Source organism: Amycolatopsis sp. FBCC-B4732, assembly GCF_023008405.1.
Lineage (GTDB): Bacteria > Actinomycetota > Actinomycetes > Mycobacteriales > Pseudonocardiaceae > Amycolatopsis > Amycolatopsis pretoriensis_A.
This window is the reverse complement of record NZ_CP095376.1, coordinates 6179384-6205919: the sequence shown is the minus strand read 5'-3', so window position 1 is coordinate 6205919 and position 26536 is coordinate 6179384. Positions and strand designations below refer to the sequence as shown.

At 71.9% G+C, this 26536-nt stretch carries 24 protein-coding genes; 14 read left to right on the top strand and 10 right to left on the bottom strand.

All coding sequences use genetic code 11. The features are described 5' to 3' along the window. Positions 1 to 92 precede the first annotated feature (92 nt). The 3 genes from MUY14_RS27045 to MUY14_RS27035 are packed head-to-tail and all read left to right on the top strand — an operon-like array spanning position 93 to position 2565. Entirely contained in the window at positions 93 to 1100 is a 1008-nt protein-coding gene (locus tag MUY14_RS27045; protein WP_247025253.1) for a LacI family DNA-binding transcriptional regulator, read from the top strand. Continuing rightward, positions 1097 to 2095, top strand: coding sequence for a Gfo/Idh/MocA family oxidoreductase (locus MUY14_RS27040; protein WP_247013122.1), 999 nt, complete (start codon positions 1097 to 1099; stop codon positions 2093 to 2095). The genes MUY14_RS27045 and MUY14_RS27040 overlap by 4 nt, the downstream gene beginning before the upstream one ends. A gap of 14 nt (positions 2096 to 2109) precedes the next feature. Next, the gene (locus MUY14_RS27035) at positions 2110 to 2565 is read left to right on the top strand and encodes a GNAT family N-acetyltransferase (protein ID WP_247013120.1); all 456 of its coding nucleotides are present in this window, start codon (positions 2110 to 2112) and stop codon (positions 2563 to 2565) included. Positions 2566 to 2593: 28 nt separating this feature from the next. Here MUY14_RS27035 and MUY14_RS27030 read toward each other — a convergent pair whose 3' ends face one another. Both MUY14_RS27030 and asnB read right to left on the bottom strand, forming a co-directional pair. Next, positions 2594 to 2902, bottom strand: coding sequence for a hypothetical protein (locus MUY14_RS27030; protein ID WP_247013118.1), 309 nt, complete (start codon positions 2900 to 2902; stop codon positions 2594 to 2596). A gap of 34 nt (positions 2903 to 2936) precedes the next feature. Continuing rightward, positions 2937 to 4778 (bottom strand): asparagine synthase (glutamine-hydrolyzing), encoded by a 1842-nt coding sequence (gene asnB / locus MUY14_RS27025; protein ID WP_247013116.1) that lies wholly within the window; start codon positions 4776 to 4778, stop codon positions 2937 to 2939. Between the two features lie 402 nt (positions 4779 to 5180). Here asnB and kdpF point away from each other — a divergent pair, with 402 nt between their 5' ends. From kdpF to MUY14_RS26985, 8 genes are read left to right on the top strand one after another with little or no spacing between them, the layout of a single operon-like run. Next, entirely contained in the window at positions 5181 to 5282 is a 102-nt protein-coding gene (gene kdpF, locus MUY14_RS27020) for a K(+)-transporting ATPase subunit F (protein ID WP_155545259.1), read from the top strand. Further along, positions 5282 to 6943 carry a potassium-transporting ATPase subunit KdpA gene (gene kdpA / locus MUY14_RS27015; protein ID WP_247013114.1) on the top strand — a complete coding sequence of 554 codons (1662 nt, stop codon included), beginning with the start codon at positions 5282 to 5284 and terminating at the stop codon, positions 6941 to 6943. Before kdpF ends, kdpA begins: the two co-directional genes overlap by 1 nt. Beyond that, positions 6940 to 8991 (top strand): potassium-transporting ATPase subunit KdpB, encoded by a 2052-nt coding sequence (gene kdpB, locus MUY14_RS27010; RefSeq protein ID WP_247013112.1) that lies wholly within the window; start codon positions 6940 to 6942, stop codon positions 8989 to 8991. Before kdpA ends, kdpB begins: the two co-directional genes overlap by 4 nt. 6 nt (positions 8992 to 8997) lie before the next feature. Beyond that, positions 8998 to 9609: a potassium-transporting ATPase subunit C gene (locus MUY14_RS27005; RefSeq protein ID WP_247013110.1), complete on the top strand. Its 612-nt coding sequence runs from the start codon at positions 8998 to 9000 to the stop codon at positions 9607 to 9609. Between the two features lie 4 nt (positions 9610 to 9613). Then, positions 9614 to 12142: a DUF4118 domain-containing protein gene (locus MUY14_RS27000; protein ID WP_247013109.1), complete on the top strand. Its 2529-nt coding sequence runs from the start codon at positions 9614 to 9616 to the stop codon at positions 12140 to 12142. Then, positions 12139 to 12837, top strand: coding sequence for a response regulator (locus tag MUY14_RS26995; protein ID WP_247013107.1), 699 nt, complete (start codon positions 12139 to 12141; stop codon positions 12835 to 12837). Before MUY14_RS27000 ends, MUY14_RS26995 begins: the two co-directional genes overlap by 4 nt. Before the next feature lie 21 nt (positions 12838 to 12858). Beyond that, positions 12859 to 13065: a hypothetical protein gene (locus MUY14_RS26990; protein ID WP_247013105.1), complete on the top strand. Its 207-nt coding sequence runs from the start codon at positions 12859 to 12861 to the stop codon at positions 13063 to 13065. Beyond that, positions 13062 to 13274, top strand: coding sequence for a hypothetical protein (locus MUY14_RS26985; RefSeq protein ID WP_247013103.1), 213 nt, complete (start codon positions 13062 to 13064; stop codon positions 13272 to 13274). The genes MUY14_RS26990 and MUY14_RS26985 overlap by 4 nt, the downstream gene beginning before the upstream one ends. A gap of 31 nt (positions 13275 to 13305) precedes the next feature. Here the strand turns inward: MUY14_RS26985 and MUY14_RS26980 are convergent, their stop codons facing one another. Both MUY14_RS26980 and MUY14_RS26975 read right to left on the bottom strand, forming a co-directional pair. Continuing rightward, a complete protein-coding gene (locus MUY14_RS26980) occupies positions 13306 to 15807 on the bottom strand; it encodes a tetratricopeptide repeat protein (RefSeq protein ID WP_247013101.1) in 2502 nt (833 codons plus the stop codon). A gap of 168 nt (positions 15808 to 15975) precedes the next feature. Next, entirely contained in the window at positions 15976 to 16569 is a 594-nt protein-coding gene (locus MUY14_RS26975; protein ID WP_247013099.1) for a hypothetical protein, read from the bottom strand. A 178-nt stretch (positions 16570 to 16747) separates the two neighbouring features. On the opposite strand from MUY14_RS26975, the gene MUY14_RS26970 reads away from it, so the two are divergent. Next, positions 16748 to 17035 (top strand): acylphosphatase, encoded by a 288-nt coding sequence (locus MUY14_RS26970; RefSeq protein WP_247013097.1) that lies wholly within the window; start codon positions 16748 to 16750, stop codon positions 17033 to 17035. Between the two features lie 134 nt (positions 17036 to 17169). Continuing rightward, entirely contained in the window at positions 17170 to 20772 is a 3603-nt protein-coding gene (gene smc, locus MUY14_RS26965) for a chromosome segregation protein SMC (protein WP_247013095.1), read from the top strand. A 4-nt stretch (positions 20773 to 20776) separates the two neighbouring features. Here smc and MUY14_RS26960 read toward each other — a convergent pair whose 3' ends face one another. The 4 genes from MUY14_RS26960 to MUY14_RS26945 all read right to left on the bottom strand — a co-directional run bounded on the left by MUY14_RS26960 (position 20777) and on the right by MUY14_RS26945 (position 24425). Beyond that, positions 20777 to 21001: a hypothetical protein gene (locus tag MUY14_RS26960; RefSeq protein WP_247013094.1), complete on the bottom strand. Its 225-nt coding sequence runs from the start codon at positions 20999 to 21001 to the stop codon at positions 20777 to 20779. 56 nt (positions 21002 to 21057) lie between these two features. Continuing rightward, the gene (locus MUY14_RS26955; protein WP_247013092.1) at positions 21058 to 21558 is read right to left on the bottom strand and encodes a DUF3455 domain-containing protein; all 501 of its coding nucleotides are present in this window, start codon (positions 21556 to 21558) and stop codon (positions 21058 to 21060) included. An 86-nt stretch (positions 21559 to 21644) separates the two neighbouring features. Then, positions 21645 to 23210 (bottom strand): sodium:solute symporter, encoded by a 1566-nt coding sequence (locus MUY14_RS26950; protein ID WP_247013090.1) that lies wholly within the window; start codon positions 23208 to 23210, stop codon positions 21645 to 21647. Positions 23211 to 23225: 15 nt separating this feature from the next. After that, the gene (locus MUY14_RS26945; RefSeq protein WP_247013088.1) at positions 23226 to 24425 is read right to left on the bottom strand and encodes an anhydro-N-acetylmuramic acid kinase; all 1200 of its coding nucleotides are present in this window, start codon (positions 24423 to 24425) and stop codon (positions 23226 to 23228) included. A gap of 140 nt (positions 24426 to 24565) precedes the next feature. Here MUY14_RS26945 and ftsY point away from each other — a divergent pair, with 140 nt between their 5' ends. Continuing rightward, the gene (gene ftsY / locus MUY14_RS26940) at positions 24566 to 25864 is read left to right on the top strand and encodes a signal recognition particle-docking protein FtsY (protein WP_247013085.1); all 1299 of its coding nucleotides are present in this window, start codon (positions 24566 to 24568) and stop codon (positions 25862 to 25864) included. On the opposite strand, the gene MUY14_RS46995 is transcribed toward ftsY, so the two are convergent. Together MUY14_RS46995 and MUY14_RS26935 are read right to left on the bottom strand one after the other, a co-directional pair. Next, complete coding sequence (locus MUY14_RS46995; RefSeq protein WP_281506185.1) at positions 25861 to 25995, bottom strand: hypothetical protein; 135 nt, start codon at positions 25993 to 25995, stop codon at positions 25861 to 25863. The two genes, ftsY and MUY14_RS46995, sit on opposite strands and share 4 nt — an antisense overlap. Continuing rightward, on the bottom strand, positions 25992 to 26462 hold the full coding sequence (locus MUY14_RS26935) for a hypothetical protein (RefSeq protein ID WP_247013083.1): 471 nt from the start codon (positions 26460 to 26462) through the stop codon (positions 25992 to 25994). Before MUY14_RS26935 ends, MUY14_RS46995 begins: the two co-directional genes overlap by 4 nt. Positions 26463 to 26536 lie beyond the last annotated feature (74 nt).

Genomic DNA, 26536 nt, shown 5'->3' with positions numbered 1-26536 from the left:
ATTGATTAGAGCGCTCTAATCTTGTAGCGTCCGTCACAGCAAGTCAAGACCCGGGTTTCCGGTGCTCAGGGGAGGTGCTCGTGCGTCCGACGATGGAGGACGTCGCCGCCAGGGCGGGCGTTTCGCGCGCACTGGTCTCCCTGGTGATGCGGAATTCGCCGAAGGTGTCCGACGCCCGGCGCGCCGCGGTCCTGCGCGCCGCCGAAGAACTCGGCTACCAGCCGCACGTGATGGCGCGGTCGCTGGCCAGCCGCACGTCGACGGTGCTCGGCGTGATGGTCAACGACCTGCGCAATGCGTTCTTCGCCGACATCGTCGAGGAACTGGACCGGGCCGCGCAGGCGGCGGGCTTCGACCTGATCCTCAACACGGGCGGCCGCAGTCCCACACGCGAGTGGAACGCCCTGCACAACCTGCTTTCCTTCCGCCCGGCGGGGATCATCCTGCTTTCGCCGGTCGTGCCGGCGGCGTCGATCCGGATCGCGGCCAAGCAGTGCCCGGTCGTGCTGGTCTCGCGGACGATCCGCGCGTCCACAGTGGACACGGTGAACGACGACGGCGAGGCGGGCTCCGCGCTGGCGGTCGGCCACCTGGCCGGCCTCGGGCACCGGCGCATCGCGCACCTCGACGGCGGCGGCGCGGCCGGGGCGGCGCAGCGGCGGCGCGGCTTCGAGTCGGCCATGCGGGCGCACGGACTGGAGCCGATCGTCGTGCGCAGCGAGCACACCGACATCGGTGGCGAAACCGCCGTGCGCGAGCTGCTCGCCACGTACTCGCGCGCCGACCTGCCGACGGGGCTGGTCGCCGGCAACGACTTCAACGCCGTGGGCGCGATCTCGGCCCTCGAAGAGGCCGGGCTGCGCGTACCGGGGGACGTGTCGGTCGTCGGCTACGACAACACGTCGCTGGCCGCGCTGCGCCACCTCTCACTGACCACGGTGGACCAGTCGCGCACGGACATGGCGCGGCTGGCGTTCGCGGCGCTGATCGAGCGCGTCCGCGGGGAGCGCACGGAGCCGGTCCGGCACCTGCTGCACCCCTCCCTGGTGGTCCGCGCGACCACCGCCGGGTTTTCTGCGACAGGAGGAGCACCACGATGAGGTTGGGACTGGCGGGCACCGGCCGGATCGGCACCGCGCACGCGGAGACGCTGAAGGGCTTCGAGGAGGTCGGGTCGGTCGTGGTGGCCGACGTCGACCCGGCGCGGGCCCGGTCGGCGGCCGCGAAGCTGGGCGTCGAGACGACGTCCCTCGACGACCTGTTCACCGCGGGCCTCGACGGCCTGGTCGTCACGGCCGCCACGGACGCGCACCCGGGCCTGATCATCGCGGCGGTCGACGCGGGCCTGCCGGTGTTCTGCGAAAAGCCGGTGGCCGCGGACATCCCCGGTACCCTGGCCGTCATCGACCGCATCGGCGCCTCGGACGTGCCGGTCCAGATCGGCTTCCAGCGCCGCTTCGACGCGGGCTACCAGGCGGCGCGGACGGCGGTCGCGTCGGGCGAACTGGGCTGGCTGCACACCCTGCGCGCGACGACGTTCGACCCGGCGCCCCCGCCGGCGGAGTACGTGGCCCATTCGGGCGGGTTGTTCCGCGACTGCGGCGTCCACGACTTCGACATCATCCGCTGGGTCAGCGGCCGCGAGGTCGAGGAGGTCTACGCGATCGGCGCCAACCGCGGCGAGCGGTTCTTCGCGGACGCGGGCGACGTCGACACGGCGGCGGCGACGCTGACCCTGGACGACGGCACCCTGGCGACGGTGTCCATGACCCGCTACAACGGCGCGGGCTACGACGTCCGGCTGGACGTGCTCGGGTCGGTGTCGGGTGTCGTCGTCGGCCTGGACGACCGGGCGCCGCTGCGCTCGGTCGAGCCGGGGGTCGCCCCGCTGCCCGGGCCGGCGTACCCGGGGTTCATGGAGCGCTTCCGGCCCGCGTACACGACGGAGCTGAAGGCGTTCCTGGACGTCGTCGCGGGCCGGGCGCCTTCGCCGTGCGTCGCGGCGGACGCGCTGGAGGCGTTCTACATCGCGGAGGCGTGCGAGGTGTCCCGGCGCGAGCGGCGTCCGGTGCGGCTGGCGGAGGTCCGGCGCTGATCACGCTGACGGTTTTGGACGAGCCCGCGCTCTCCCGCCTGCTGGACGCGGCGGTGACCGGCGCGGATCCCCTGGAAGTGATGCCCCCGGTGCCCGGCCCGCCCGGCTGGACGCCGGCCCGCCGAGACGCGTTCCTGGCGTTCCACCGAGGTCGCTCGCTCGACCCGGCGACCGCGGTGGAACGCACGTGGGTGGTCGACGTGGACGGGACCGCGGTGGGCGCCGCCCGGCTGGAGCGCCACGGCGACGCGGTGGAAGCGGGCATCTGGCTGAGCCGGGACACCCGCGGCCGCGGGATCGGCCGCGAGGTGACCAGGCTGCTCCTGGCCGAAGCCCGCACGTCGGGCGCCGCCCGCTTCACCGCCTCGACGACACCGGACAACGCCGGCGCCCGTTCGGTGCTGGCCGCCCTCGGCGCCACGCTCACCACCGAGGGCGACGAGATCCGCGCGGACCTGCGCCTCGGCTGAGCAAACCGCGTGAGCGGGAAACAGTGTGCTAACCCTGTTTCCCGCTCGCGACCAGCCGCGGCAGGATCTCCGTCCGCACGTACTCGAGCGCGTCCCGCTCCGGGAGGATGTGCGGCCCCTGCACCCACGCGACCCCGTGCCGCACCGCCGCGGCCGTGACGCGCTCCCGCAGCGTGCCCACCACCCCGGCGCCCAGCACCAGCGCGTCCACGACACCCAGCCGGGACAGCACCACTTCCTCCGAAACGACGCCGTCCGCGGCGAAACCCGCCGCGGACAGCGCCGCCGTCACCCTCGAGACCGTGGCCGGGTTGCGGCCGAACAGCAGCACCTTCATGCCGCCCAGGCTCACACCTCAAGGGCACTCGAGGTCAAGACAGTTCGAGCGTGGGGGAGTACATCTCGATCCAGTGGTAGAAGTCGAGCACCCGGTCCAGCCCGATCCGCATCGCCGGGTCCATGGTCGCCGGGTCCACTTCGGACGCCCGGTGCGCCCACCCGCGGTCCACCAGCCCGAACACCTGGTGGCCCGGGTCGGCCAGCACCTCCTTGACCTGCTGCTGCAGCGCCGCCGCGTAGCCCGGGTCCTGCGTCGACGGGTACGGGCTCTTCACCCGCTGGGCCACCGACTCCGGCAGCACGTGCTTGGTGGCGTGCCGCAGGAGGCTCTTCTCCCGGCCGTCGAACGTCTTCAGCGACCACGGCGTGTTGTACACGTACTCGACCAGCCGGTGGTCGCAGAACGGCACGCGGACCTCCAGGCCCACCGCCATGGACGCGCGGTCCTTGCGGTCGAGCAGCATCCGCACGAACCGGGTCAGGTGCAGGTTGCAGATGGTCCGCATCCGCGCCTCGAGCGCGGACTCGCCGTCGAGGTGCTCGACCGCGGAAACGGCCGACGAGTACTGGTCGGCGACGTAGGACTCGACGTCGAGCTTCTTCACCAGGTCCGGTGTGTACAGCGACGCCCGCTCGTCCATCATCGACGTCCGGAACGCCAGCCACGGGAACGTGTCCGCGTTGACGGCCTTCTCGTCGTGGAACCAGCGGTAGCCGCCGAACACCTCGTCGGCCGACTCGCCGGACAGCGCCACCGTCGACTGGCCGCGGATCGCCTTGAACAGCAGGTAGAGCGAGGTGTCCATGTCGCCGAGGCCGGCCGGGATGTCCCGGGCCCGCAGCACCGCGCGCCGGACCTCGGGGTCGGTCAGGTCGCCGGGGTTGAGCATGACGTCCTCGTGCGCGGAGTTCACCAGCTGGGCGACGTCCCGCACGAACGGCGAGTCCGCGGTGTCGCGCATCTCGTCCGGCTTGAAGTTCTCCTCCTGGCCGAAGAAGTCGACGGAGAACGTCCGCAGCTGCTCGCCCTGCTCGGCCAGCCGCGCGGCGGCGAGCCCGGTGACGGCGCTCGAGTCGAGCCCGCCCGAGAGCAGCACGCAGCGGGGGACGTCGGCGACGAGCTGGCGGTTGACGATGTCGGTCATCAGCTCGCGCACGCGGGCGACCGTCGTCTCCTGGTCGTCGGTGTGCTTCTTCGCGTCCAGCTTCCAGTACGTCCGGGTCTTGATGCCCTCGCGGGACACGGTGACGATCGTGCCCGGCTGGACCTCTTCCATGTCCTTCCACAGCGACCAGCCCGGCCGCTTGGTGAAGCCGGCCAGCTCGCGGAAGCCGTCGAGGTCGACGACCTTCTTCGCGAGCGGGTTGGCCAGGATGGCCTTCGGCTCGGAGCCGAACAGCACGCCGTCGCGCGTCGGGTAGTAGTAGAACGGCTTGATGCCCATCCGGTCGCGGATCATCACGAGCCGGTCGTCGCGCTCGTCCCAGATCGCGAAGGCGTACATGCCGTTGAGGTGGTCGACGACCGCGTCACCCCACTGCAGGTAGCCGTGCAGCACGACCTCGGTGTCGCTGTCGGTCTCCCACTGGTGGCCGAGCTTCGTCAGCTCTTCCTTCAGCTCGGTGAAGTTGTAGGCCTCACCGCTGTAGACCATCGCGACGTCGCCGTTCGGCGTGTGCACCGACATCGGCTGCCGGCCGCCGGGCAGGTCGATGATCGCGAGCCGCCGGTGGCCGAGCGCGACGTTCCGGCGCACCCAGGTGCCTTCGTCGTCCGGGCCGCGGCAGGACATGGTCGCGGTCATAGCGTCGACCACTTCCTCGCGGCGGGTGAGGTCGGCGTCATAGGAAACCCAGCCGGCGATACCGCACATAGGTGATCCCCTCTCCCAAGATTTGCTTAGCCGATACAACTATCGGTAACACAGGTGTAACACGACCCGAAGATGTTGTCTGCCCGAATTGCACGTTCCGCACTTGTTTGGTCACGCGGTGTGTTGTGAGTCACTGGCCAACTGCATGCAGTCACAGTGGGGCAAACGTTTGCGTGACCGCCGCCACCTGCCATAAAGACGGCGTAAATGCGTGTCAGGAACGCATCAAGGCGCCGTCAGCCGCAGGTCGGAACGGGGTCCCGGAGCCGCAGAGTGAAGGCGTCCGGTCACCGAACCCGGTGACCCGTCTTGAGAGGTGCCTGTGGCCGACTTGCTCTACGCCGTCCTGCTGATCGGCGTGTTCGTGGTGCTCGCGCTGGCGCTGCGCGGGATGGAAAAGCTGTGAGCGGCGCGGGCACCGTGGCCAACGTCGTCGGCGGGCTGCTGGCGCTCGGCCTGCTCGTCTACCTCTTCGTCGCGCTGATCAAGCCGGAGAAATTCTGATGTCCGACACGACGGCCGGGCTCATCCAGCTCGGCCTGCTCCTCGCCGCCCTCGCCGCGGTCTACAAACCGCTCGGCGACTACCTGGCGCGCGTCTTCTCCAGCGAGAAGCACACGAAGCTCGAGAAGGGCCTGTACAAGCTCTTCCGCGTCAACCCGGACTCCGAGCAGCGCTGGCCGACCTACGCCGCCGGTGTGCTCGGCTTCTCGTTCGTCTCGGTCGTGCTGCTCTACCTGCTGCAGCGCCTGCAACCGCTGCTGCCGTGGGATCTGGGCCGCGGCGCGGTGAGCCCCGGCGTCGCGTTCAACACGGCGATCTCCTTCGTCACCAACACGAACTGGCAGTCCTACGTCCCCGAGACGACGATGGGCCACTTCGTGCAGATGGCCGGGCTCACCGTGCAGAACTTCCTGTCCGCAGGGGTCGGCCTGGCGGTCGCGATCGCCGTGACGCGCGGGTTCGTCCGCGCGAAGACCGACCGCCTCGGCAACTTCTGGGTGGACCTCACACGCGGCACGGTCCGCGTGCTGCTGCCGATGGCGTTCGTGTTCGCGCTGGTGCTGGTCGCCCTCGGCGTCGTGCAGAGCCTCAAGGCCGGCGTCGCCGTGACCAACCCCGACGGCAGCCCGAGCACCATCGCCCTCGCCCCGGCCGCGAGCCAGGAGGCCATCAAGGAGCTGGGCACCAACGGCGGCGGCATCCTCAACGCCAACTCCGCGCACCCGTTCGAGAACCCCAACGCCTGGTCGAACCTCGTCGAGCTGTTCCTGATCCTGGTGCTCCCGGTCAGCTTGACCCGCGCGTTCGGCAAGCTGGTCGGCAAGCCCAAGCAGGGGTACGTGCTGCTCGGCGTGATGAGCCTGCTCTGGGCCGCTTCGCTGGCGATCATCTGGTTCTCCGAGGCCTACGCGGACAACCCGGCGGCGCTGGCCGCGGGCGCGAGCATGGAGGGCAAGGAACAGCGGTTCGGCATCGGCCTGACGTCGATCTTCGCCGACACCACCACCGGCACGTCCACGGGCGCGGTCAACGGCGCCCACGACAGCCTTTCGGGCCTCGGCGGCGGAGGGCCGCTGCTGAACATGCTCTACGGCGAGATCTCGCCGGGCGGCGTCGGCACCGGGCTCTACGGGATCCTGGTCATGGCGATCATCGCGATGTTCCTGGCCGGCCTGATGGTCGGGCGCACCCCGGAGTACCTGGGCAAGAAGCTCGGCCGGCGCGAGGTCACCTGCGCGGCGATCGCCATGCTGGCCATGCCGACCGTGGTGCTGCTCGGTTCCGGGATCGCGCTGCTGCTGCCGGACACGGTGGGCGCGCTCGGCAACGGCGGCGCGCACGGCCTGTCCGAGATCCTCTACGGCTACGCGTCCACCGGCAACAACAACGGCAGCGCGTTCGGCGGCCTGACCGCGACGAACGACTGGTTCCAGTCCTCGTTCGGCGTCGCCATGGCGTTCGGCCGGTTCATCCCGATCCTCGCCGTGCTCTGCCTGGCCGGCTCCCTGGCCGCGCAGCGCAAGGTGCCCGAAACCGCGGGCACGCTGCCCACCACCGGCCCGCTGTTCGCCACCATGCTCACCGGCACGGTGGTGCTCGTCGCGGCCCTCACCTTCATCCCGGCGCTCGCGCTCGGGCCCATCGCGGAGGCACTCGCATGACCGTCACCGAAGAACGACCCCAGGTGACACCCGCCACTGAGACGACGAGCCGGGTCGGCGCGGGGGTGTTCAGCCCGCGCCAGCTCTGGACGTCGCTGCCGGACGCGTTCCGCAAGCTCAACCCGAAGCACCAGCTCGGCAACCCGGTGATGTTCGTGGTGTGGGTGGGTTCCGCGCTCACCACGGTCTTCGCGGTCACCGACCCGAGCGTCTTCACGATCCTGATCGCCGTCTGGCTCTGGTTCACGGTCCTCTTCGCGAACCTCGCCGAAGCCGTCGCGGAAGGGCGCGGCAAGGCGCAGGCGGAATCCCTGCGGCGGTCGAAGAAGGAGACGGTCGCGCGCCGGCTCACCGCGACCGGCTCGGAGGAGCAGGTCCCGGGCGTCGAACTGAAGATCGGCGACCTGGTCGTCGTCGAGGCGGGCCAGGTGATCCCGGGCGACGGCGACGTCGTCGAAGGCATCGCGACCGTCGACGAGTCGGCCATCACCGGCGAATCGGCCCCGGTCATCCGCGAGTCCGGTGGTGACCGCAGCGCCGTCACCGGCGGCACGACCGTGCTGAGCGACCGGGTCGTCGTGAAGATCACGACCAAGCCCGGCGAGTCCTTCGTGGACCGCATGATCGCGTTGGTGGAAGGCGCTTCGCGGCAGAAGACGCCGAACGAGATCGCGCTGACCATCCTGCTCTCGACGCTGACGATCATCTTCCTGCTCGCCGTCGTCGCGCTGCAGCCGATGGCCCGCTACTCCGGGTCCGAGCAGTCGGTGATCGTGCTGACCGCGCTGCTGGTGTGCCTGATCCCGACGACGATCGGCGCGCTGCTGAGCGCCATCGGCATCGCGGGCATGGACCGCCTGGTGCAGCGCAACGTCCTGGCGACGTCGGGCCGCGCGGTCGAGGCGGCCGGTGACGTTTCGACGTTGCTGCTCGACAAGACCGGCACCATCACCTTCGGCAACCGCCGGGCCACCGAGCTGATCCCGGTCGGATCGTCCACACCGGACGAACTGGCCCGCGCCGCGCGGCTGGCCAGCCTCGCCGACGAAACCCCCGAGGGCCGCAGCGTCGTCGAGCTGACGGCGGACCACGCGGCCCAGGACGAGCACGGCGAGTTCGTCCCCTTCACCGCGCAGACGCGGATGAGCGGGCTCGACGTCGGCGACCGGCGGATCCGCAAGGGCGCGGCGAGTGCCGTCCGCGCGTGGGTGCGCGACAACGGCGGCGAGTTCCCCGACGAGACCGAGCGCGTGGTCGACGAGATCAGCGCGCAGGGCGGCACGCCGCTGGTCGTCGCGGAGAACACCGTGGTGCGCGGTGTGATCCGGCTGTCCGACGTCGTCAAGCCGGGCATGAAGGAGCGTTTCGCGGAGCTGCGCGAGATGGGCATCAAGACGGTGATGATCACCGGCGACAACCCGCTCACCGCCAAGGCCATCGCCGCGGACGCCGGTGTCGACGACTTCCTCGCCGAGGCCAAGCCCGAAGACAAGATGGCGCTCATCAAGAAGGAGCAGGAAGGCGGGCGGCTGGTCGCGATGACCGGCGACGGCACCAACGACGCGCCCGCGCTCGCGCAGGCCGACGTCGGCGTCGCGATGAACACCGGCACCTCGGCGGCCAAGGAAGCCGGGAACATGGTCGACCTCGACAGCGACCCCACGAAGCTGATCGAGATCGTCGAGATCGGCAAGCAGCTGCTGATCACCCGCGGCGCGCTGACCACGTTCAGCGTCGCCAACGACCTGGCCAAGTACTTCGCCATCCTGCCCGCGATGTTCACCGCCATCTTCGCCCAGCTGGGCGGGCTGAACATCATGCACCTGGCCACGCCGAAGTCGGCGATCCTCTCGGCCGTCATCTTCAACGCGCTGATCATCGTCGTGCTGATCCCGCTGGCCCTGCGGGGCGTGCGGTACAAGCCGTCGTCGGCGTCCGCGCTGCTGCGCCGCAACCTGCTCGTCTACGGCCTCGGCGGGATCGTCAGCCCCTTCCTCGGGATCTGGCTGATCGACCTGCTCGTGCGCCTCATCCCAGGAATCGGGTGAACGAAAGTGAACACGCTCGTCAAGCAGACCTGGGCGGGGCTGCGCGTCCTCGTCGTGATGACTGTCCTGCTCGGGGTCCTCTACCCCCTGGCCGTGTGGGCGATCGCCCGCATCCCCGGCCTGGAAGGCAACGCCGAAGGCTCGGTCGTCACGCAGAACGGCCAGGCCGTCGGGTCGTCGCTCATCGGCGTCGACCCGGTGCCCGCCGACCCGGCGCGCGACCCGTGGTTCCACACGCGGCCTTCGGCTCTCTCGAAGGACGTGCTCGGCCCCGGCGACCCCTCGACGTCCGGAGCGTCCAACAAGGGCCCGTACAACGAAGACCTCGTGAAGGCCATCGGGGAACGGAAGGACGCCATCGCGAAGCGCGAAGGCGTGTCGCCCGATCAGGTACCGCCGGACGCCGTGACGGCGTCGGGTTCCGGCCTCGACCCGGCGATCAGCGTCGCCTACGCGGACCTGCAAGCCCAGCGGGTCGCCCGGAACAGCGGCGTGCCGCTCGACCGGGTGAAGCAGCTGATCGAGGCGAACACCTCCGGCGCCGGGATCGGCGTCCCCGGCGTGAATGTGCTCCAGCTCAACTTGGCCGTGCGCGGCGCGGCCGGAGGGGCACACTGACAGCGTGACCACCGTGAACAAGCCGCGCCGGGGGGAGCTGAGGATCTACCTCGGCGCGGCTCCGGGCGTCGGCAAGACGTTCGCCATGCTCGGCGAAGCGCGCCGGCGCCTGGACCGCGGCACCGACGTCGTCGTCGGGCTGGTGGAGACGCACGGCCGGGAGAAGACCGCGGTGCTGCTGGACGGCCTGGAGCTCGTGCCGCGGCGGCCCGCCGGTCACCGCGGCCGCGAGTTCGACGAGATGGACGTCGACGCGATCCTCGCCCGCGCGCCCGAGGTCGCCGTCGTGGACGAGCTCGCGCACACCAACGTGCCGGGCTCGCGCAACGCCAAGCGCTGGCAGGACGTCGAGGAGCTCCTCGAAGCGGGCATCGACGTGCTGTCCACGGTCAACGTGCAGCACCTGCAGAGCCTCAACGACGTCGTCGAGCGGATCACCGGCGTCACGCAGCAGGAGACCGTGCCGGACGAGGTCGTCCGCCGCGCCGAGCAGCTCGAGCTGGTCGACATCACGCCCGAGGCGCTGCGGCGGCGGCTCGCGCACGGCAACGTCTACCCGGCCGAGCGGATCGACGCCGCGCTCGGCAACTACTTCCGCCCGGGCAACCTGACCGCGTTGCGCGAGCTGGCCCTGCTCTGGGTCGCCGACCAGGTCGACGTCGCCCTGCAGCGCTACCGCGCCGAGCAGAGCATCACCGACACCTGGGAGACGCGCGAACGCGTCGTCGTCTCGATCACCGGCGGGCCGGAGAGCGAGACGCTGATCCGCCGCGCCAGCCGGATCGCCACCCGGGCCGGCGCCGAGCTGCAGGTGCTGCACATCCTGCGCGGCGACGGCCTGTCCGGCATCGGCCCGACCGCGATGGCCCGCTGCCGCACGCTGGCCGAGGAGGTGGGCGCGACCTTCCACACCGTCGTCGGCGACGACGTCCCGGCCGCGCTGCTGGACTTCGCCCGCGGCGTCAACGCGACCCAGCTGGTGATCGGGACCTCGCGGCGTTCTCGCGTGGCGGGGTTGTTCGACGAGGGCATCGGCGCCGGGGTCGTGCGGCAGTCCGGGTCGATCGACGTGCACATGGTCACCCACTCCGAGGCGGGCGGGCGGCTGCGGACGCGGCTGGGCGCGAGCCCGCTGGGGTTCTCGCGGCTGGTCGCGGGCTGGGTGCTCAGCGTCGTGCTGCCGGTGCTGGTCACCGTGGTCGGGTTCTTCATCCCGGCCGGCCTCGACTTCGCCACCGACGTCATCTCCTACGTGCTGGCCACGGTCGTCGTGGCGCTCGTCGGCGGGCTCGGCCCGGCGCTGGTCGCGGCCGTGCTCGGCGCCGGGCTGCTCAACTTCTTCTTCACCCCGCCGCTGTACACGCTCACCGTCCACACGCCGCAGAACCTCGTGACGCTGATCGCGATGGTCGTGGTCGCGGTGCTCGTCGCGCTGGTCGTCGATCAGGCCGCGCGCCGGGCCACGCAGGCGGCGCGGGCGCGGACGGAGGCGGCGCTGCTGGCCTCCTACGCGCGGACCGTGCTGACCCACGCGAACCCGATCGAGCGGTTGCTGGAGAAGGTCCGCGAGAACTTCGGGCTGACGTCGGTGACGCTGCTGGAGAAGCAGGAAGGCGCGTGGCAGGGCGTGGCGGCCGCCGGGGAACGGCCGTGCGCGGACCCGGACGAGGCCGACGTCGACATCGCCGTCACCGCCGACGTCCACCTGACCCTGCGCGGGCGGGCGCTGCCGGCGGCCGACCGGCGCGTGCTGGAAGCCGTGGCCGGGCAGGCGCTGCTCGCGTTGCGCCAGCAGCGGACGGCGGCCGCGGCCGCGGCGGCGGAGCGCAAAGCGGAGGCGACCGAGCTGCGCACGACGTTGCTGTCGGCCGTCGGGCACGACCTGCGCACGCCGCTGACGTCGATCAAGGCGTCCATCGGCAGCCTGCGCGCGCCCGACCTCCGGCTGTCCGAAGAGGACACCGCGGAGCTGATGGAGGCCATCGAGCTGTCCGCCGACCGGCTCGCGGGCCTGATCGACAACCTGCTCGACTCCTCGCGGCTGGCCACCGGCGCGGTGAAGCCGCACCTGCGTCCGGTGGGGTACGACGAGGTCGTCGCGCACGCGTTGTCCACCGTGGACAACTCCGGCGCGGTGCGAGTGGCCGTCGACGACCAGCTCCCGGTGGTGCTCGCCGACCCCGGCCTGCTGGAGCGCGTGGTGGCGAACGTGCTGGACAACGCCCTGCGGCACGGGGGTTCGCCGGTGTCCGCGCGGGCTTCCGCGCACTCCGGGCACGTCGAGCTGCGGATCGTCGACCACGGCAAGGGCCTGCGCAAGGGCGCGGCGGACTCGGCGTTCGCCCCGTTCCAGCGCCTGGGCGGCGACCGCGACACGACCCCGGGCGTCGGGCTCGGGCTGTCGGTGGCGAAGGGCTTCACCGAGGCGATGGGCGGCACGATCCGCGCCGAGGACACCCCGGGCGGCGGGCTCACCATCGTGGTTTCGCTGCCCGCGTTCAGCGTCGAGTTCCAGGAAGAGGGGGTGCGATGAGCGACCCGGGTGCCACCGTGCTGGTGGTGGACGACGAGCCGCAGATCGTGCGGGCACTGCGGATCAACCTCAACGCCCGCGGCTACAAGGTGATCACCGCGCACGACGGCACGGCCGCGCTCAAGGCGGTGGCCGAAACCAAGCCGGACGTGGTGGTCCTGGACCTCGGCCTGCCGGACCTGGACGGCACGGAGGTGATCGCGGGCCTGCGCGGCTGGACGACGGTCCCGATCATCGTGCTGTCCGCGCGCGGCGACTCGGCCGACAAGGTCCAGGCCCTCGACGCGGGCGCGGACGACTACGTGACGAAGCCGTTCGGCATGGACGAACTCCTGGCGCGCCTGCGGGCCGCGGTCCGCCGCTCGGCGGTGACCGGCGCGGACGGCGCCGAGGCGGTGGTGGAGACGTCGTCGTTCAGCGTCGACCTGGCGGCCAAGCGCGTCCGCCGCACCGACGGTTCGGAAGTCCACCTGACGAAGACGGAGTGGGGAGTGCTGGAACTGCTGGTCCGCAACCGCGGCCGGCTGGTGGCGCAGAAGCAGCTGCTGCACGAGGTGTGGGGACCGTCGTACGAGACGGAGTCCCATTACCTGCGGGTCTACCTGGCCCAGCTGCGCCGCAAGCTGGAGCCGGAGCCATCGCGGCCACGTCACCTGCTCACCGAACCGGGCATGGGTTACCGCTTCGAGGCCTGACCCGCCGGGGACCCCGCCCGGGTGAGAGGGATACCCGGCGGCCGCCTCCCGGCGAAGCCCGCCTTGCTGCTGGCGATCATCTGGACGGTGTGCGGCCTCGCGTCCGGCGTCCTGGCCTGCACCGCCGGCGACGTGAAGGCGTTCCTGGCCGTGGTGGCGGTGGTCGAACTGGCAGCGGCCGGCTGCTACTGGTTCCGCTACACCCAGGCGAGCCGGGACCGCGCATGAGCGAGCAGGAGTCTTCGCCACGGCGGCGCAGCCTGCGGTCCCGCGTACTGGGCGTGCTCGCCTCGGTGGCGTTCGGCTACCTGGCGGGCGTGGGCGTGGCGGCGGCGTTCGGCGTCGAGGACCCGTGGACCCGCGGCATCATCGGGATCGGCCCGATGCTGGGGGCCGCGGTGGCCGAGCCGCTGTGGCGGCGTGGCCGCGGTACCTAGAGCTACGGCGGGTTGCTTCGCGACGCGATCGTCAGCGACCTCCGGGCCGATCGGAGAGCGAGGCGATGAACGCGGCGAGCTGAGCCGTCCTCGGCGCTTTCAGCTGTCGGCAGAGTTCGAGAGCGGCCTGCAGGCTCTCGGTTCCTTCGCCGGTATCGCCGCTTTCCACCAGACAGCGCCCGAGTCCCTCCAAGGCGATCGCCTGCTGGGGGAGCGAATCGGTCTCGACCGTCAGCCGCCAGGCCCGCCGGTACGCGTCGATCGCCTCGGGGAGGCGGGAGCGGGCTTCGTGCAGGGACCCTAGGTCGTTGAGCACCTCGGCCTGACCGTTGCGGTCGCCGGTTTCGACGTGGAGGTCGTGAGCCCGGGTCAGCTCCGCGACGGCCGCGGGGAGGTCGCCGGTGGCCTGCCGGACCCGGCCGATGTTCTTGTGCGTGGCCGCCTGCCCGTGCCGGTGCCCGAGCCCGGTGTAGATGTCGTGGGCCGCGGTGAAGGCCTCGTCGGCGCGCCGGTACTGCCCGGTCAGGTGGTGGACGCGGCCGAGCGCGACGAGAGCGTTGGCCTCGTCGAGCGGCCCGCTGTGCTCGACGTGGAGCCGGTGGGCGCGGCTGAGCGTCTCGGTGGCTTCCGGGTAATCGCCGCTCAGGTAGTGGATGCGGCCGAGCCCGATGAGCGCGTTCGCTTCGCCGCGACGGCTTCCGGCCGCGACGCTCAACTCGCGGGCGAGGGCGAGCGTCGTGGTGGCCGTTTCCCGGTCCCCCACCAGGATCTGCACTTCTCCGAGGTCCTTGAGCGCGTTGGCGCGGCCGAGCTGGTCGCCGAGCCGGCCGTAGAGTTCCTGCGCCCGGGTGAAGTCCGCCATCGCCGCCCGGTAGTTCCCCAGCCTCGCCCTGGCCGCACCGAGGTTGATCAAGGCGTTCGCCTGCCCGAGCTCGTCACCCCGGCCGACCTGGATGGCGAGGGCCGCGGAGAGGCTCTTCTCGGCCTCCGCGTGCGCGCCGACCCGTCGTTGCATGCGACCGAGATGGGTGAGCGCGACGGCTTGTTCACGTTCGCCGGACCGTTCCCTGGCGGTTTCGAGGACAGTTCGCTGCACGGCGAGAGCCAGCGCCCAGTGCCCCCGGAACTCGAGGTGGGGCTGGAGAGCGTCGGCGAGGTACACCGATCGCACGGGCCGGTCTCGTGCCACCCGGTCGAGGCACGAGCCGATGTTGGCGTGCTCGGCGTCCAGCCACTCGCGCGCCGACCGCACCGAGCCGAGGTCGGGGAGCCGGTCCGGGAGGTGGCCGGGCTTCAGCCGCGGGAGCGCCGCGTTCCCGCGGTGGTCGGGGAGCCGGGCGCCCGCGGTGGTCGCGCAGTGCAGGTAGTAGTCGAGGAGACGGTACAGGGCGTGGTCGTTCTCGGCGGCGGGGTCGTGCCCGGTCAGCGTGCGGGCGTATTCACGGATGAGGTCGTGACAGCGGTAGCGGCCGGGGAGCAGTTCGTCGACCAGGTGGTCGGTGTAGAGCGCGTCGAGCCGGTCCGCCGTCGCGTCCACCGGGCGCCCGTCGAGCGCGGCCGCGGCGAAGCTGTCGATGTCGGTGCCCGGGTGCAGGCCGAGCCGCCGGAACAGCTGCCGTTCGGCCACCGGCAAGTCGTCGTAGGAGAGCTGGAACGCGCTCGCGACCGCGAGGTTCTCGGCACGCAGTTCGGCGAGGCGGTCCTTCGTGCGGCTGACCTTGCCGACGAGGTGACGCAGGTTCCACGAGGGGTGGTGGCGCAGCCGGCCGGCCAGGAGGTTGATCGCCAGCGGCAGGTACCCGCAGAGTTCCATCAGCTCGGCGAGGGCTTCCGGATCGGCGTCCCGGGTTCGCGAGAGCCGGATGAACAGCGCCTCGGCCTCGCTCCGGGGCAGCACCCCCAGCGAGACGGGGTTCAGGTCTTCGACGCTCTCGAGCCGTCGCCGGCTGGTGATGAGGACGACGCACGTCGCCGAGCCGGGCAGGAGCGGGCGCACCTGCTCGTGCCCCACCGCGTCGTCGAGCAGGAGCAGCACCCGGCTCCCGGCCATGCGGTGACGCCATAGCGCGGCGCGGTCGTCGAGGCCGGCGGGCATGGCCTGGGCGTCGACGCCGGTCGCGGCGAGCAGAGACGCCAGCGCCGCGCCGGGCTCCACCGGGCGCTGCCCCGCCGTGTGACCGTGCAGGGGCAGGAACATCAGCCCGTCCGGGAAGCGGTCCGCCAGCAGGTGCGCGACGTGCACCGCGAAAGTCGTCTTGCCGACGCCGGGCATGCCGTCGATCGCGTGGATCCCGCCGGCTTCGCCGATCGCGCCGACCAGGTCCCGGAGCTCGTCTTCCCGGCCGGTGAACGCCGCGACGTCCCGGCGCATCGAGAGGATCGACGTCGCACTCAGCCGGGAGCGCCACGCGCTCTCGTGCGGCTGGTGGTGGATGTGGACGCCCCCGTGGATCACGCCCGCCTGCACGACCACGCTTCCGGTGACACCGGAAGCGATGTTCCGCGCCTCGCCTGCCTCCTCGGAATCCGCCATGGCACCCCCGGTCGCCCGCTGTGTCGACGGCGCTCACGCGCGGTTCGAAACTATCCAGGTCCGGCGTGCGACCCATACCGCCGTTGGGGCTTCCGCCACGGCCGGAACGCACTGAAGGCCTTCTTCGCGGCATCAAAGTGCCGCGAAGAAGGCCTTCAGGGAGTTCGCTTACTGCGCGCGGGTCGAGCTTCCGGTCACGCCGGAAGACGTACCGGTCGAGGTCGGCGCGCCACCCGTGCTCGTGCCGCCGCCGGAAGTCGGCGTCGTCGGCTCCGTGGTCGGGGTGGTCGTCGGCGGGGTCGTGGGCGTCGTCGTCGGCGGCTTCGGGGTGGTCGTCGGCGGCTTCGGCGTCGTCGTGACCGGTGGCGGGTTGCCGCCCGTGTCGCTGCGCGGGGGCGGCGGGGGCTGGGTCACCAGCGTCGTCGTGGTCTTGCCGTCCGGGCTGACCGACACGACCGTGGTCGGGGCGCTCGACGACGTCGCCGCCGACTCGCTCGTCGGGGCGCCCACCGTCGACGGGCCCGCCGACGAAGGGGTGGTCGGGATCGTCTGCAGGCCGGCCTGCGAGGTGCCCTGGCCGCCGGTGCCTCCGGTGCTGCCCGCGGTCGTGGCCGGGTCCGGGCCCGCCAGCTCGGCGACGGCGGCGAACGCGGTCGCGACCACCAGGCCGGCGACCCCGAGCACCACGTACCCGGTGCGGTTCGGTTTGCTGCTCTTCGGCGGCGCGGTGTCGATCCTGGTGATCCCGTCGGGGCGGGGCATACAGGCTCCTTGGGGGAAGCTTCGGGGAGGCGCGGGCGAGGTCGGTAACGGGGCACTGCGCCCGCGGCGGGGGAGCGACCTCGGCCCGGAGGCTATCACCGGCGTGCGGGTATTCGCCCAGGTAGTGGCCTTGATCCGTTACTGTGCGCGGTCAGTTGACCCGGAAGGGAGAGATGGCGTGAGTGAGGAAGAAACGAACACCCGGGTGACGGCGTGGGTGCGCGGCCGGGTCCAAGGGGTCGGTTTCCGCTGGTGGACGCGCAGCCGTGCGCTCGAACTGGGTCTGGTCGGGAGCGCGAGCAACCTCGCCGACGGGCGTGTCGAGGTCATAGCGGAGGGTAGCCGGGACCACTGTGCGCGGCTGCTGGCCGCGCTGCGGTCGGGAGAATCACCCGGAAGTGTGGAGCACGTCGCCGAGCGCTGGTCCGACCCGAAAGGGGGACTCAGCGGCTTCGCCGAGCGGTGACGCATGGTTGCCGCGGCGGCGCCCGGTGTGCTAGGCGCGCCGAGGAGGGGGCGCGTCCGGCGGGCCCCGGAGGCCCCCAGGTAGCCTGGGACGATTGAAACGCCAGTACCGGCAGCCAGAGGGGTCAGCACCCAGTGCACCTGAAAAGCTTGACGCTGAAGGGCTTCAAGTCCTTCGCCTCGGCCACCACGCTGCGCTTCGAGCCCGGGATCACCTGCGTGGTCGGGCCGAACGGCTCCGGCAAGTCGAACGTGCTGGACGCGCTGCGCTGGGTCATGGGCACCCAGGGCGCCAAGGACCTGCGCGGCGGCAAGATGGAGGACGTCATCTTCGCCGGCACCGCGGGCCGCGCCCCGCTCGGCCGCGCCGAGGTCACCCTCACCATCGACAACGCCGACGGCGCGCTCCCCATCGAGTACTCCGAGGTGTCGATCACCCGCCGGATGTTCCGCGACGGCGCGAGCGAGTACGAGATCAACGGCGACCGCTGCCGCCTGATGGACGTCCAGGAACTGCTCTCGGACTCCGGCATCGGCCGCGAGATGCACGTCATCGTCGGGCAGGGCCAGCTCTCGGCGATCCTCGAGTCCAAGCCCGAAGAGCGCCGCGCCTTCATCGAAGAGGCCGCCGGCGTCCTCAAGCACCGCAAGCGCAAGGAACAGACCCTGCGCAAGCTGGCCAACATGCAGGGCAACCTCGACCGCCTCGGCGACCTCACCACCGAGCTGCGCCGCCAGCTCAAGCCGCTGGGCAAGCAGGCCGAGATCGCCCGCAAGGCCCAGTCCGTCCAGTCCGAGCTGCGCGACTCCCGCCTGCGCCTGCTCGCCGACGACCTGGTCACCCAGCGGGACGCGATCGCGCGCGAAGAAGCCGACGAGAAGACCGCCCGCCAGCGCCGCGGGGAGGTCGAGCAGCACCTGGAGCTCGTCTCCGCCGAGGAAGCCGAGCTGGAGTCGTCGCTCGCCGAGGACGCGCCGCTCCTGCAGACCGCGCAGGAGACTTGGTACAAGCTGTCCGCGCTGGCCGAGCGCCTGCGCGGCACCGTCCGCCTCGCGATCGAGCGGCAGCGGCACCTCTCCGCCGACGTCACGACGTCGACCGGCGGCCGCGACCCCGAAGAGCTCCTCGAAGAGGCCGAGCGGGTCGCCGAGCAGGAAGAGGAGCTCAACGAGGCCGTCATGGAGGCCCGGGAGCTGCTCGCCGAGACCGTGCTGCGCCGCGAAGACCTCGAACAGCGCGTCCAGGCCGCCGAGCGCGCGCACTGGGCGGCGGTCCGCGCCATCGCCGACCGCCGCGAGGGCATGGCCAAGCTGACCGGCCAGGTCGAGGCGCTGCGCAGCAAGAACGGCGCCACCTCCGACGAGATCGACCGGCTCAGCGTGTCCCTCGAAGAGGCCGCCGAGCGCGCCGAGATCGCCGTCGAAGAACTCGAGATGGCCAAGGCCGAGGGCGGCGTCGAGGAGTCCGACGACGCCGGCCTGATGGACCGCCACGACCGCGCGGTCGAAGCCAACAACGCGGCCAAGGCGCGCGTCGAAGAGCTGGTGAAGGCCGAACGCGCGGCCGAGCGCGAGATCGCGTCGGAGAAGGCGCGCGTCGAGGCGCTGTCGATGGGCCTGCGGCGCAAGGACGGCGCGGGCGCGCTGCTCGGCGCGTCCCACGAGCTGCCGGGCCTGCTCGGCTCGGTCGCCGCGCTGCTCACCGTCGAGCCCGGGTACGAGGTCGCGCTGGCCGCGGCGCTCGGCCCGGTGGCCGACGCGGTCGCCGTCACCGGCGGCGAAGACGCCCTGCGCGCGCTGAAGTACTTGAAGGACACCGATTCCGGCCGCGCGGGTATCCTGCTCGGCGGTCCGGAGTCCACTGTGGACACCTACTCGTGGCCGTCGCTGCCGGAAGGCGCGCGCTGGGCGCGTGAGGTCGTCACGGCGCCCGCGCAGCTGCGGCCCGCCGTCGAGCAGGCCCTCGAGAAGCTGGCGCTGGTCCGCGACCTCGACGCGGCCCGGCACCTGGTCGCGGTGCACCCGGAGGTCCGCGCGGTCACCGCCGAGGGCGACGTCTTCGGCGCCCGCTGGGCGATCGGCGGCTCCGGCAAGCGCGAGAGCGTGATCGAGGTCCAGGCCGCCGTCGACGAAGCGGCCGAGCGGCTCCGCCTGGCCGAGCGCTCGCTGGAGCGCTACGCGGCCGAGCTGGAAGGCGCCCGCGCCGAGCAGCAGGCGCGCCGCGAAGAGGTCTCGCAGGCCAAGGACGCGCTCGGCGAGGCCAAGGTCCGTAAGGCGCGCTCGTCGGAGCGGCTCAACCGGATGCAGCAGGCCGCCCGCCAGGCGCAGGCCGAGGTCGAGCGGTTCTCCGGGCAGCGCGCGAAGGTCGAGCAGAGCCGCGTCCAGGCGCTGGCCCAGCTCGCCGAGCTGGAGGAACGCCTCGCCGCCGTCGCCGAGCAGCCGGTCGAGGACGACCCGGACACCGCCGAGCGCGACGCCGCCGTCGAGGAGCTGGCCGTCGTCCGGCAGCAGGAGATGGAAGCGCGGCTCGCGCAGCGCACCGCCGAGGAGCGGGCGCGCAGCATCGCGGGCAAGGCCGAAGGGCTCCGCCGCGCCGCGCACGCCGAGCAGCAGGCCCGCGAACGCGCCGAGCGCGCCGCCGCCGCCCGCAAGCGTGGCGCCGAGATCGCGAACGCCGTGGTCAACGGCGGCGAGATCGCCCTCGACCGCATCGAGCACTCCGTCCAGCGCGCGGCCACCGAACGCGACGAGGTCCAGGCCCGCCGCCAGACCCGCGAGCAGGCGCTGACCGGCGTCCGCGCCAAGGTCCGCGAGCTGACCGGCGAGCTGGAGAAGCTGACCGACGCCGTGCACCGCGACGAGGTCCTGCGCGCCGAGCAGCGGCTGCGCCTGGAGACCCTGGAAGCGAAGATCGCCGAGGACTTCGGCATCGGCCTCACGGATCTGGTGCAGGAGTACGGCCCGGACGTCCCGGTCCCGCCGAGCGCGGGCGAGATGGCCGAGTACGAAGCGGCCAAGGACCGCGGCGAGGACGTCACCCCGCCGCCGCCGATGCCCTACGACCGCGACACCCAGGCCCGCCGCGCCAAGCGCGCCGAGAAGGACCTGTCGTTGCTGGGCAAGGTGAATCCGCTCGCGCTCGAGGAGTTCGCGGCGCTGGAGGAGCGGTACAAGTTCCTCTCCACGCAGCTGGAAGACCTCAAGGACACCCGCAAGGACCTCGAAGCCGTCATCAAGCAGGTCGACGAGAAGATCCTCGAGGTCTTCGCCGGCGCGTACGCCGACGTGGCCCGCGAGTTCGAAACAGTCTTCAGCGTGCTGTTCCCCGGCGGCGAGGGCCGGATGGTCCTCACCCAGCCGGACGACCTGCTCAGCACCGGCGTCGACGTCGAAGCCCGCCCTCCGGGCAAGAAGGTCAAGCGGCTGTCGCTGCTCTCCGGTGGCGAGAAGTCGCTGGTCGCGGTGGGCATGCTGGTCGCGATCTTCCGCGCCCGCCCCTCACCCTTCTACGTGATGGACGAGGTCGAGGCGGCGCTCGACGACACCAACATGCGCCGCCTGATCGGCCTGCTGGAGCAGCTGCGCGACTCGTCCCAGCTGATCATCATCACCCACCAGAAGCCGACGATGGAGATCGCCGACGCGCTCTACGGCGTGAGCATGCAGGGCGACGGCATCACGAAGGTGATCTCGCAGCGCCTGCGCACGGCCGACGACGAACCGGTCGCGGTCGGCTGACGCGTCACATGTCGTCTTCGCGCGGCGCGCGGCGGTCGTCGCCCCGCGCGCGCGGCTCGTAGGTGCCGAGATCGTTGCCGATGTGGGTGGCGTCGTCGATCCGCGGCCGGCGCCCGCGCGGCGTCATCATGCCGCGTTCGACGCCTCGCTTGCGGTCGGATCGGTCGAGCGCCAGCGCGATCACGAGGACTACGGCGAGGACCACGCCGACACCGATGAAGAACCCCATGTGAGACCCCCTCTCCCGCTCCCAGGTCACGGGAGCGGGAGAGCGGTCACATCCCCTCAGCCGGCGACCCAGAAGGCGTAGTCGGCCGAGTAGCGGACCGCCGTCTGGGCGCCGTCGGTGCACGCTCCCGCCGGAGCCACGCCGCCGCGGGTGTTGAGGCGCTGGATGTACGTCACCTTGCCGAAGACGCCGTCGCCGGTGTTCAGGTTCGCCTTGAGCAGCAGTTCCGGGATCGCGCCGTCGCGCGGGGCGTTGGCCACCGCCGCCGCGCCGACCGTGCTGCCGTCCACGATGGACGTCCAGACCGGGCCCTTGCTGTGCAGCGCCACCGGCTTGCCGTGCTTCGACAGCACCGCCGCGGGCTGGATCAGCGTCCACGCGCCGGCGGTGCAGCCGTAGATCTGCACGCCCTCGGCCGGGTACGCGGCCAGGGCCTTGTTGCCCGCCGGGACCTTGATCGCGTCCGGCACGCGCGGGGCCGCCGGGGTGGCCGAGGCCGTCGCCGCGCCGCCGAGGAGCAGGCCGCCGATCGCGAGCGCCACCGTCATCCGCTTCATGAAGTCCACCTTCGAAGTCCTCCCGCCGCTTCTCGGCGGGCTCCCGCAAACCGACACGGGCGCCCGCCGGAAACGGTTCAGAAGGATCAGGCGGCGGTGACCTCTTCGCTCTCGCCCACGGCCTCGGCTTCGGCCGCCTTCGGGTCCGGCGTCCGGTGCCGCAGCGACAGCAACCCGCCCACGACCAGTGTGATCACCACGCCCAGCAGCGTGTACCACGGATACGCCAAGGCCACGCGATCCCCGGCCGCCTTCGAGAAGTCGATCCCGATCAGACCACCGGTCTTCGCGCTGAACTTCACCCCGAGGATGACGAACGCCATCACGACGACCGTGGCGACGAACGCGATGATCGCGTCCACCTGCCGCGCCTTCTTGATCAGCAGGCCGAGCAGGAACGACCCGAGCAGCGCGCCGTAGGTGTACCCGGTGATCGCGAGACCCAGCTCGATGACCGAGTTCTTCGTGGTGGAGAACAGCGACGCGAACACCGCGAACACGACCGCCCAGATGAGTGTCCACATGCGACCGTGCTTGAGCAGCTTCGAATCTTCCGGCGCGCGCTTGGTGAACCGCTGGTAGAGATCGGCCACAGTGGACGTCGAAAGCGCGTTGAGCGCCGAAGCCAGCGCTCCCATGGTCGAGGCGAGCACGCCCGCGATGAGCAGACCCGAGACGCCGGCCGGCAGGTCGTCGATGATGAAACGCGAGAACACGTCGTCCGGGCTCTGCAGGCCGAGCTGCGCGACCGACTTGCGCCCGTTGAACACCCACAGCATCGCCCCGACCAGCAGGAACAGTGCGAACTGGATGGTGACGATGATGCCGCTGCCGATCAGCGCCTTCTGGCCGTCGCGCAGGCTGCGCGTGGCCATCAGCCGCTGCGCGATCAGCTGGTCCGCGCCGTGCGAGGCCATCGACAGCGCCGCGCCGCCGAGCACCGCCGTGATGAACGCGTACGGGCTGGTCAGCAGGTTCTTCGTGAAGTCGACGAGCATGAACTTGCCGTCGTCGGACGCCTGGGTCATCCAGTCGCCGGGCAGCTTGTTTAGCAGCACGATCGCGGCCACCGCGGCGCCGCCGAGGTAGAGGGTCAGCTGGATGACGTCGACCCAGACGACCGCCTTGATCCCGCCGATGTAGGCGTAGATCAGCGTCAGCGCGGTCAGGATGACGACGATCACCCAGTAGTCGAGATGGATGTCGTAGTGCCCGAGGATGACCTTGATCGGGATCGCGCCGGCGAACAGGCGGACGCCCTCGGCGAGCAGCCGGGTGATCACGAACGTCACCGACGCCGTGCCCTGCAGCCCCGAGCCGAACCGCTTCCCGAGGAACGCGTACGCGCTCACGAGGTTGCCGCGGAAGTACCGCGGCAGCAGCACGAACGCGGCGACCGTCCGGCCGATGATGTAGCCGAAGGCCAGCTGCAGGAACAGGAACGCGTTGCCGAAGACGAGGCCCGGCGTGCTGATCACGGTCAGCGTCGAGGTCTCCGTGGCCACCACGGACAGCATCACCGCACCCCACGGCAGGCTGCGCTCACCGACGAAGTAGTCGGCCGCCGACCGTTGCTTCCGGCCGACGAGCACGCCTATCAGCGGCATCGCCGCCAGGTAGACCACGATGATCGCGAGGTCAACACCACGCATGGACTTCTCCTACCCTCATCCGGCCTTCTCCGCGACTCGCAACCGCGTCACGGTGCCCCCCAGCGGGGCGGGAAGGATCAGTGGCCCGGCACCCGGCACGAGCGCGCCGAGCAGGCGCGGCCCGCGGGCACCGGTCGCCGACGGCACCGTACCGGGCACGCCGCACCAGGTGAGCCACCCCAGCAGCGCGGTCAGGTACGCCTCCTTGCCGGCGCCGGGCAGGCCGAGGTCGTCGCTGGTCTTGAGCACGGCCGAAGGCAGGTTCCGCGCCAGCGCCGTCATCACCGCCGGGTTGCGGATGCCGCCGCCGGAGGCGATGACGATCGTGACGCCGTGGCGGCGGCACCGCTCGGCCACGGTCACGGCGGTCAGCTCGGTCAGCGTCGCGAGCAGGTCGGCGGGGCCGACCGGGTCGAGGCCGGCCAGCGCGGCGTCGAGGTAGGCCGCGTTGAAGTGCTCCTTGCCGGTCGACTTCGGCGGCGCGGCGGCGAAGTAGGGGTCGGCGAGCAGCCTGCCGAGCAGGTCGGCGCGCACCGAGCCGTCGAGCGCGAGCCGCCCGTCGACGTCGCTGCGCTGCCCGGTGACGCGGTGGGCGGCGAGGTCGAGCAGCGCGTTGGCGGGGCCGGTGTCGTAGGCGATCGCCGGTGCGCCGTCGGCGACGACGGTGATGTTCGCGATGCCGCCGAGGTTGAGCGCGGCGACCGGGCGCCCGGTGTCCTGGGCGAGGCCGCGCAGCCACAGCTGGTCGAGCGTGCTCGCCAGGGGAGCGCCGTGGCCGCCCGCGGCGACGTCGCGGGCCCGCAGGTCGGCGACCACCGGCAGGCCGGTGCGCTCGGCGATCCAGGCCGGCTGGCCGAGCTGGAGGGTGCCGCGGACGTGGCCTTCCTCGACCCAGTGGAACACCGTCTGGCCGAGCGAAGCGACCAGGTCCGCGCTGCCGCCGGCGAGTTCTTCGGCCCCGCGCCGGGCGGCGTCGGCGAACGCCTGCCCGACGCCGGTGTCGAGCCGCGTCAGCTCGCCGGCGGTGCAGGGGCCGGGCGGGAGGGCCGCGAGGAGGGCTTCGCGCAGCGGTTCCGGGTAGGGGACGTCGAGCTCGCCGAGCGGCGTCAGCACCACGGTGTCGTCCTCGGCGCGCAGGTCGGCGGCGGCCACGTCGATGCCGTCGACCGACGTGCCCGAAATCAGGCCGATCACCCGGAAGCCGTGGTTACCCATCCGGAGGGGTTTAGTGCAGGTCTTCCTGTGACGCAACCCACTTGGTGAAGTCTTGGCCCAATCGGGATCGATCTGGTGGCGAATTGCCTGTGTGGACGGGGTGTCCGGGTCCGCGCGGTGCGGATGGAAGGATGGGTCCCGTGTCGAGCACCTGGTTCCTGTTCGTAGTCCTGGCCGTCGTCGTGCTGGTCGCCCTCCTGGTGACCGGCCTGCTGGTCGCGCGCAAGCGCCGGATCAGCCTGGACGCCAAGCGCGAGGTCGAGGAGAAGCCGAAGGGCGGCTCCTACGCGGCCAGCGGGGGCATCGCCCTCGCGCCCGGCGGGTCGGCCGAAGCGCCCGAGCACCCGGTCGAGGACCGGCCGGAGACCGAAGGCCAGCCCGCGGTCGGCGATGACGCCGCCGTGCCGCGTGATTCGGCGCAGCGCACGGTCCGCGACGTCAAGCTCCCCGAAGAGCCCGCCGCGCCCGCCGCGCCGGCTCCGGCCGCTCCGGTGGTCGAGGAGATCGACCCGGCGACGGGCCGCATCGAGCGCCTGCGCGGCCGGCTGGCGAAGTCGCGTTCGGTGTTCGGCACGAGCCTGCTCGGCCTGCTCGGCGCCGGCGACCTCGACGAGGACTCCTGGCAGGACGTCGAAGACACGCTGCTGATGGCCGACCTGGGCGCGGCCACCACGACCCAGATCGTCGACCGCCTGCGCGACGAGCTCTCGCGGCGCGCGATCCGCTCGTCGGCCGAGGCCCGCGAGGTGCTGCACGAGGTGCTGACGGCGCAGCTGTCCACCGGCAGCGAGCGCGCGGTGCGGGCGCTGCCCCACATCGTCGACGGCAAGAAGCAGCCCGCGGTGGTCCTGGTGGCGGGCGTCAACGGCACGGGCAAGACGACGACCACGGGCAAGCTCGCCCGCGTCCTGGTGGCCCAGGACAAGACGGTGGTCCTGGGCGCGGCGGACACCTTCCGCGCGGCGGCGGCCGACCAGCTCCAGACGTGGGCCGAGCGCGTGGGCGCGGAGGTCGTCCGCGGCAAGGAGGGCGCGGACCCGGCGGCGGTGGCGTTCGACGCGGTGAAGCGCGGCGTGGACACGGGCGTCGACGCGGTCCTGATCGACACGGCGGGCCGCCTGCACACGAAGACGGGCCTGATGGACGAGCTGGGCAAGGTCAAGCGCGTCGTGGAGAAGCAGGCGAAGGTCGACGAGGTGCTCCTGGTCCTGGACGCGACGACGGGCCAGAACGGCCTGATGCAGGCCCGGGTGTTCGCTGAGGTCATCGACGTCACGGGCATCGTGCTGACGAAGCTGGACGGGACCGCGAAGGGCGGGATCGTGTTTCAGGTCCAGCGCGAGCTGGGCGTCCCGGTGAAGCTGGTCGGGCTGGGCGAGGGCCCGGACGACCTGGCCCCGTTCGAGCCGGGCGCGTTCGTGGACGCCCTGCTGGGCTAGCGCCGGATGGCGTGGTTTTCCCTGGCGGTGTCCGGGATGACCAGGCCGGACGCGAGCCGGTCGGCGGGCGCCGCGGGCAGCGCGGAGATCAGGTGGGCACCGCGCGGCCGCCCGGTCGCGACGACCGTCAAAGCCGGAACAGCGGCGTCCCGTCGGGTTTTCGCAGGCCCAGCTGCAGGATCACCGGTGCCGACGGGCGGCGCGCCGGGATGAGGCACGGGGACGTCCGGCGGGCGGTCACCGTGAGCCGCGACCAGCCGATGCCCTGCAGGGTGCGGTGGGCCGGGTCGAGGACCATCGCCGCGCCGAAGTAGGCGCCGGCGGGGACCGCGATGCGGGCGGTGTTGCCCAGCACGACCGAAAACACCGTGCCCGTGCGGCTGCCGTCCTCCTGCAGCGTGAGGATCACCGGCGTGCGGACCTTCGCGGCCGAGTGGTGGCGCACGGAGATCTCGACGGTGCCCGAGGGGGCCCCGCCGGGCCGTGGCCACGCGGGTACCGGGGGCGGCCCGTCGAGCGCCCGGGCGACGAGCCGGTCCAGCAGGTTCGAAGCGGCGCCCTGCGCGAGCCACGCCAAGGCGCCGGTGTGCGAGTCCATGCGGCCTCCGCCGATATTCGGATGACGAACGGGCGCGACCGGCGCAGAATTCCGGTGTGCCCGGTTGACGCCCT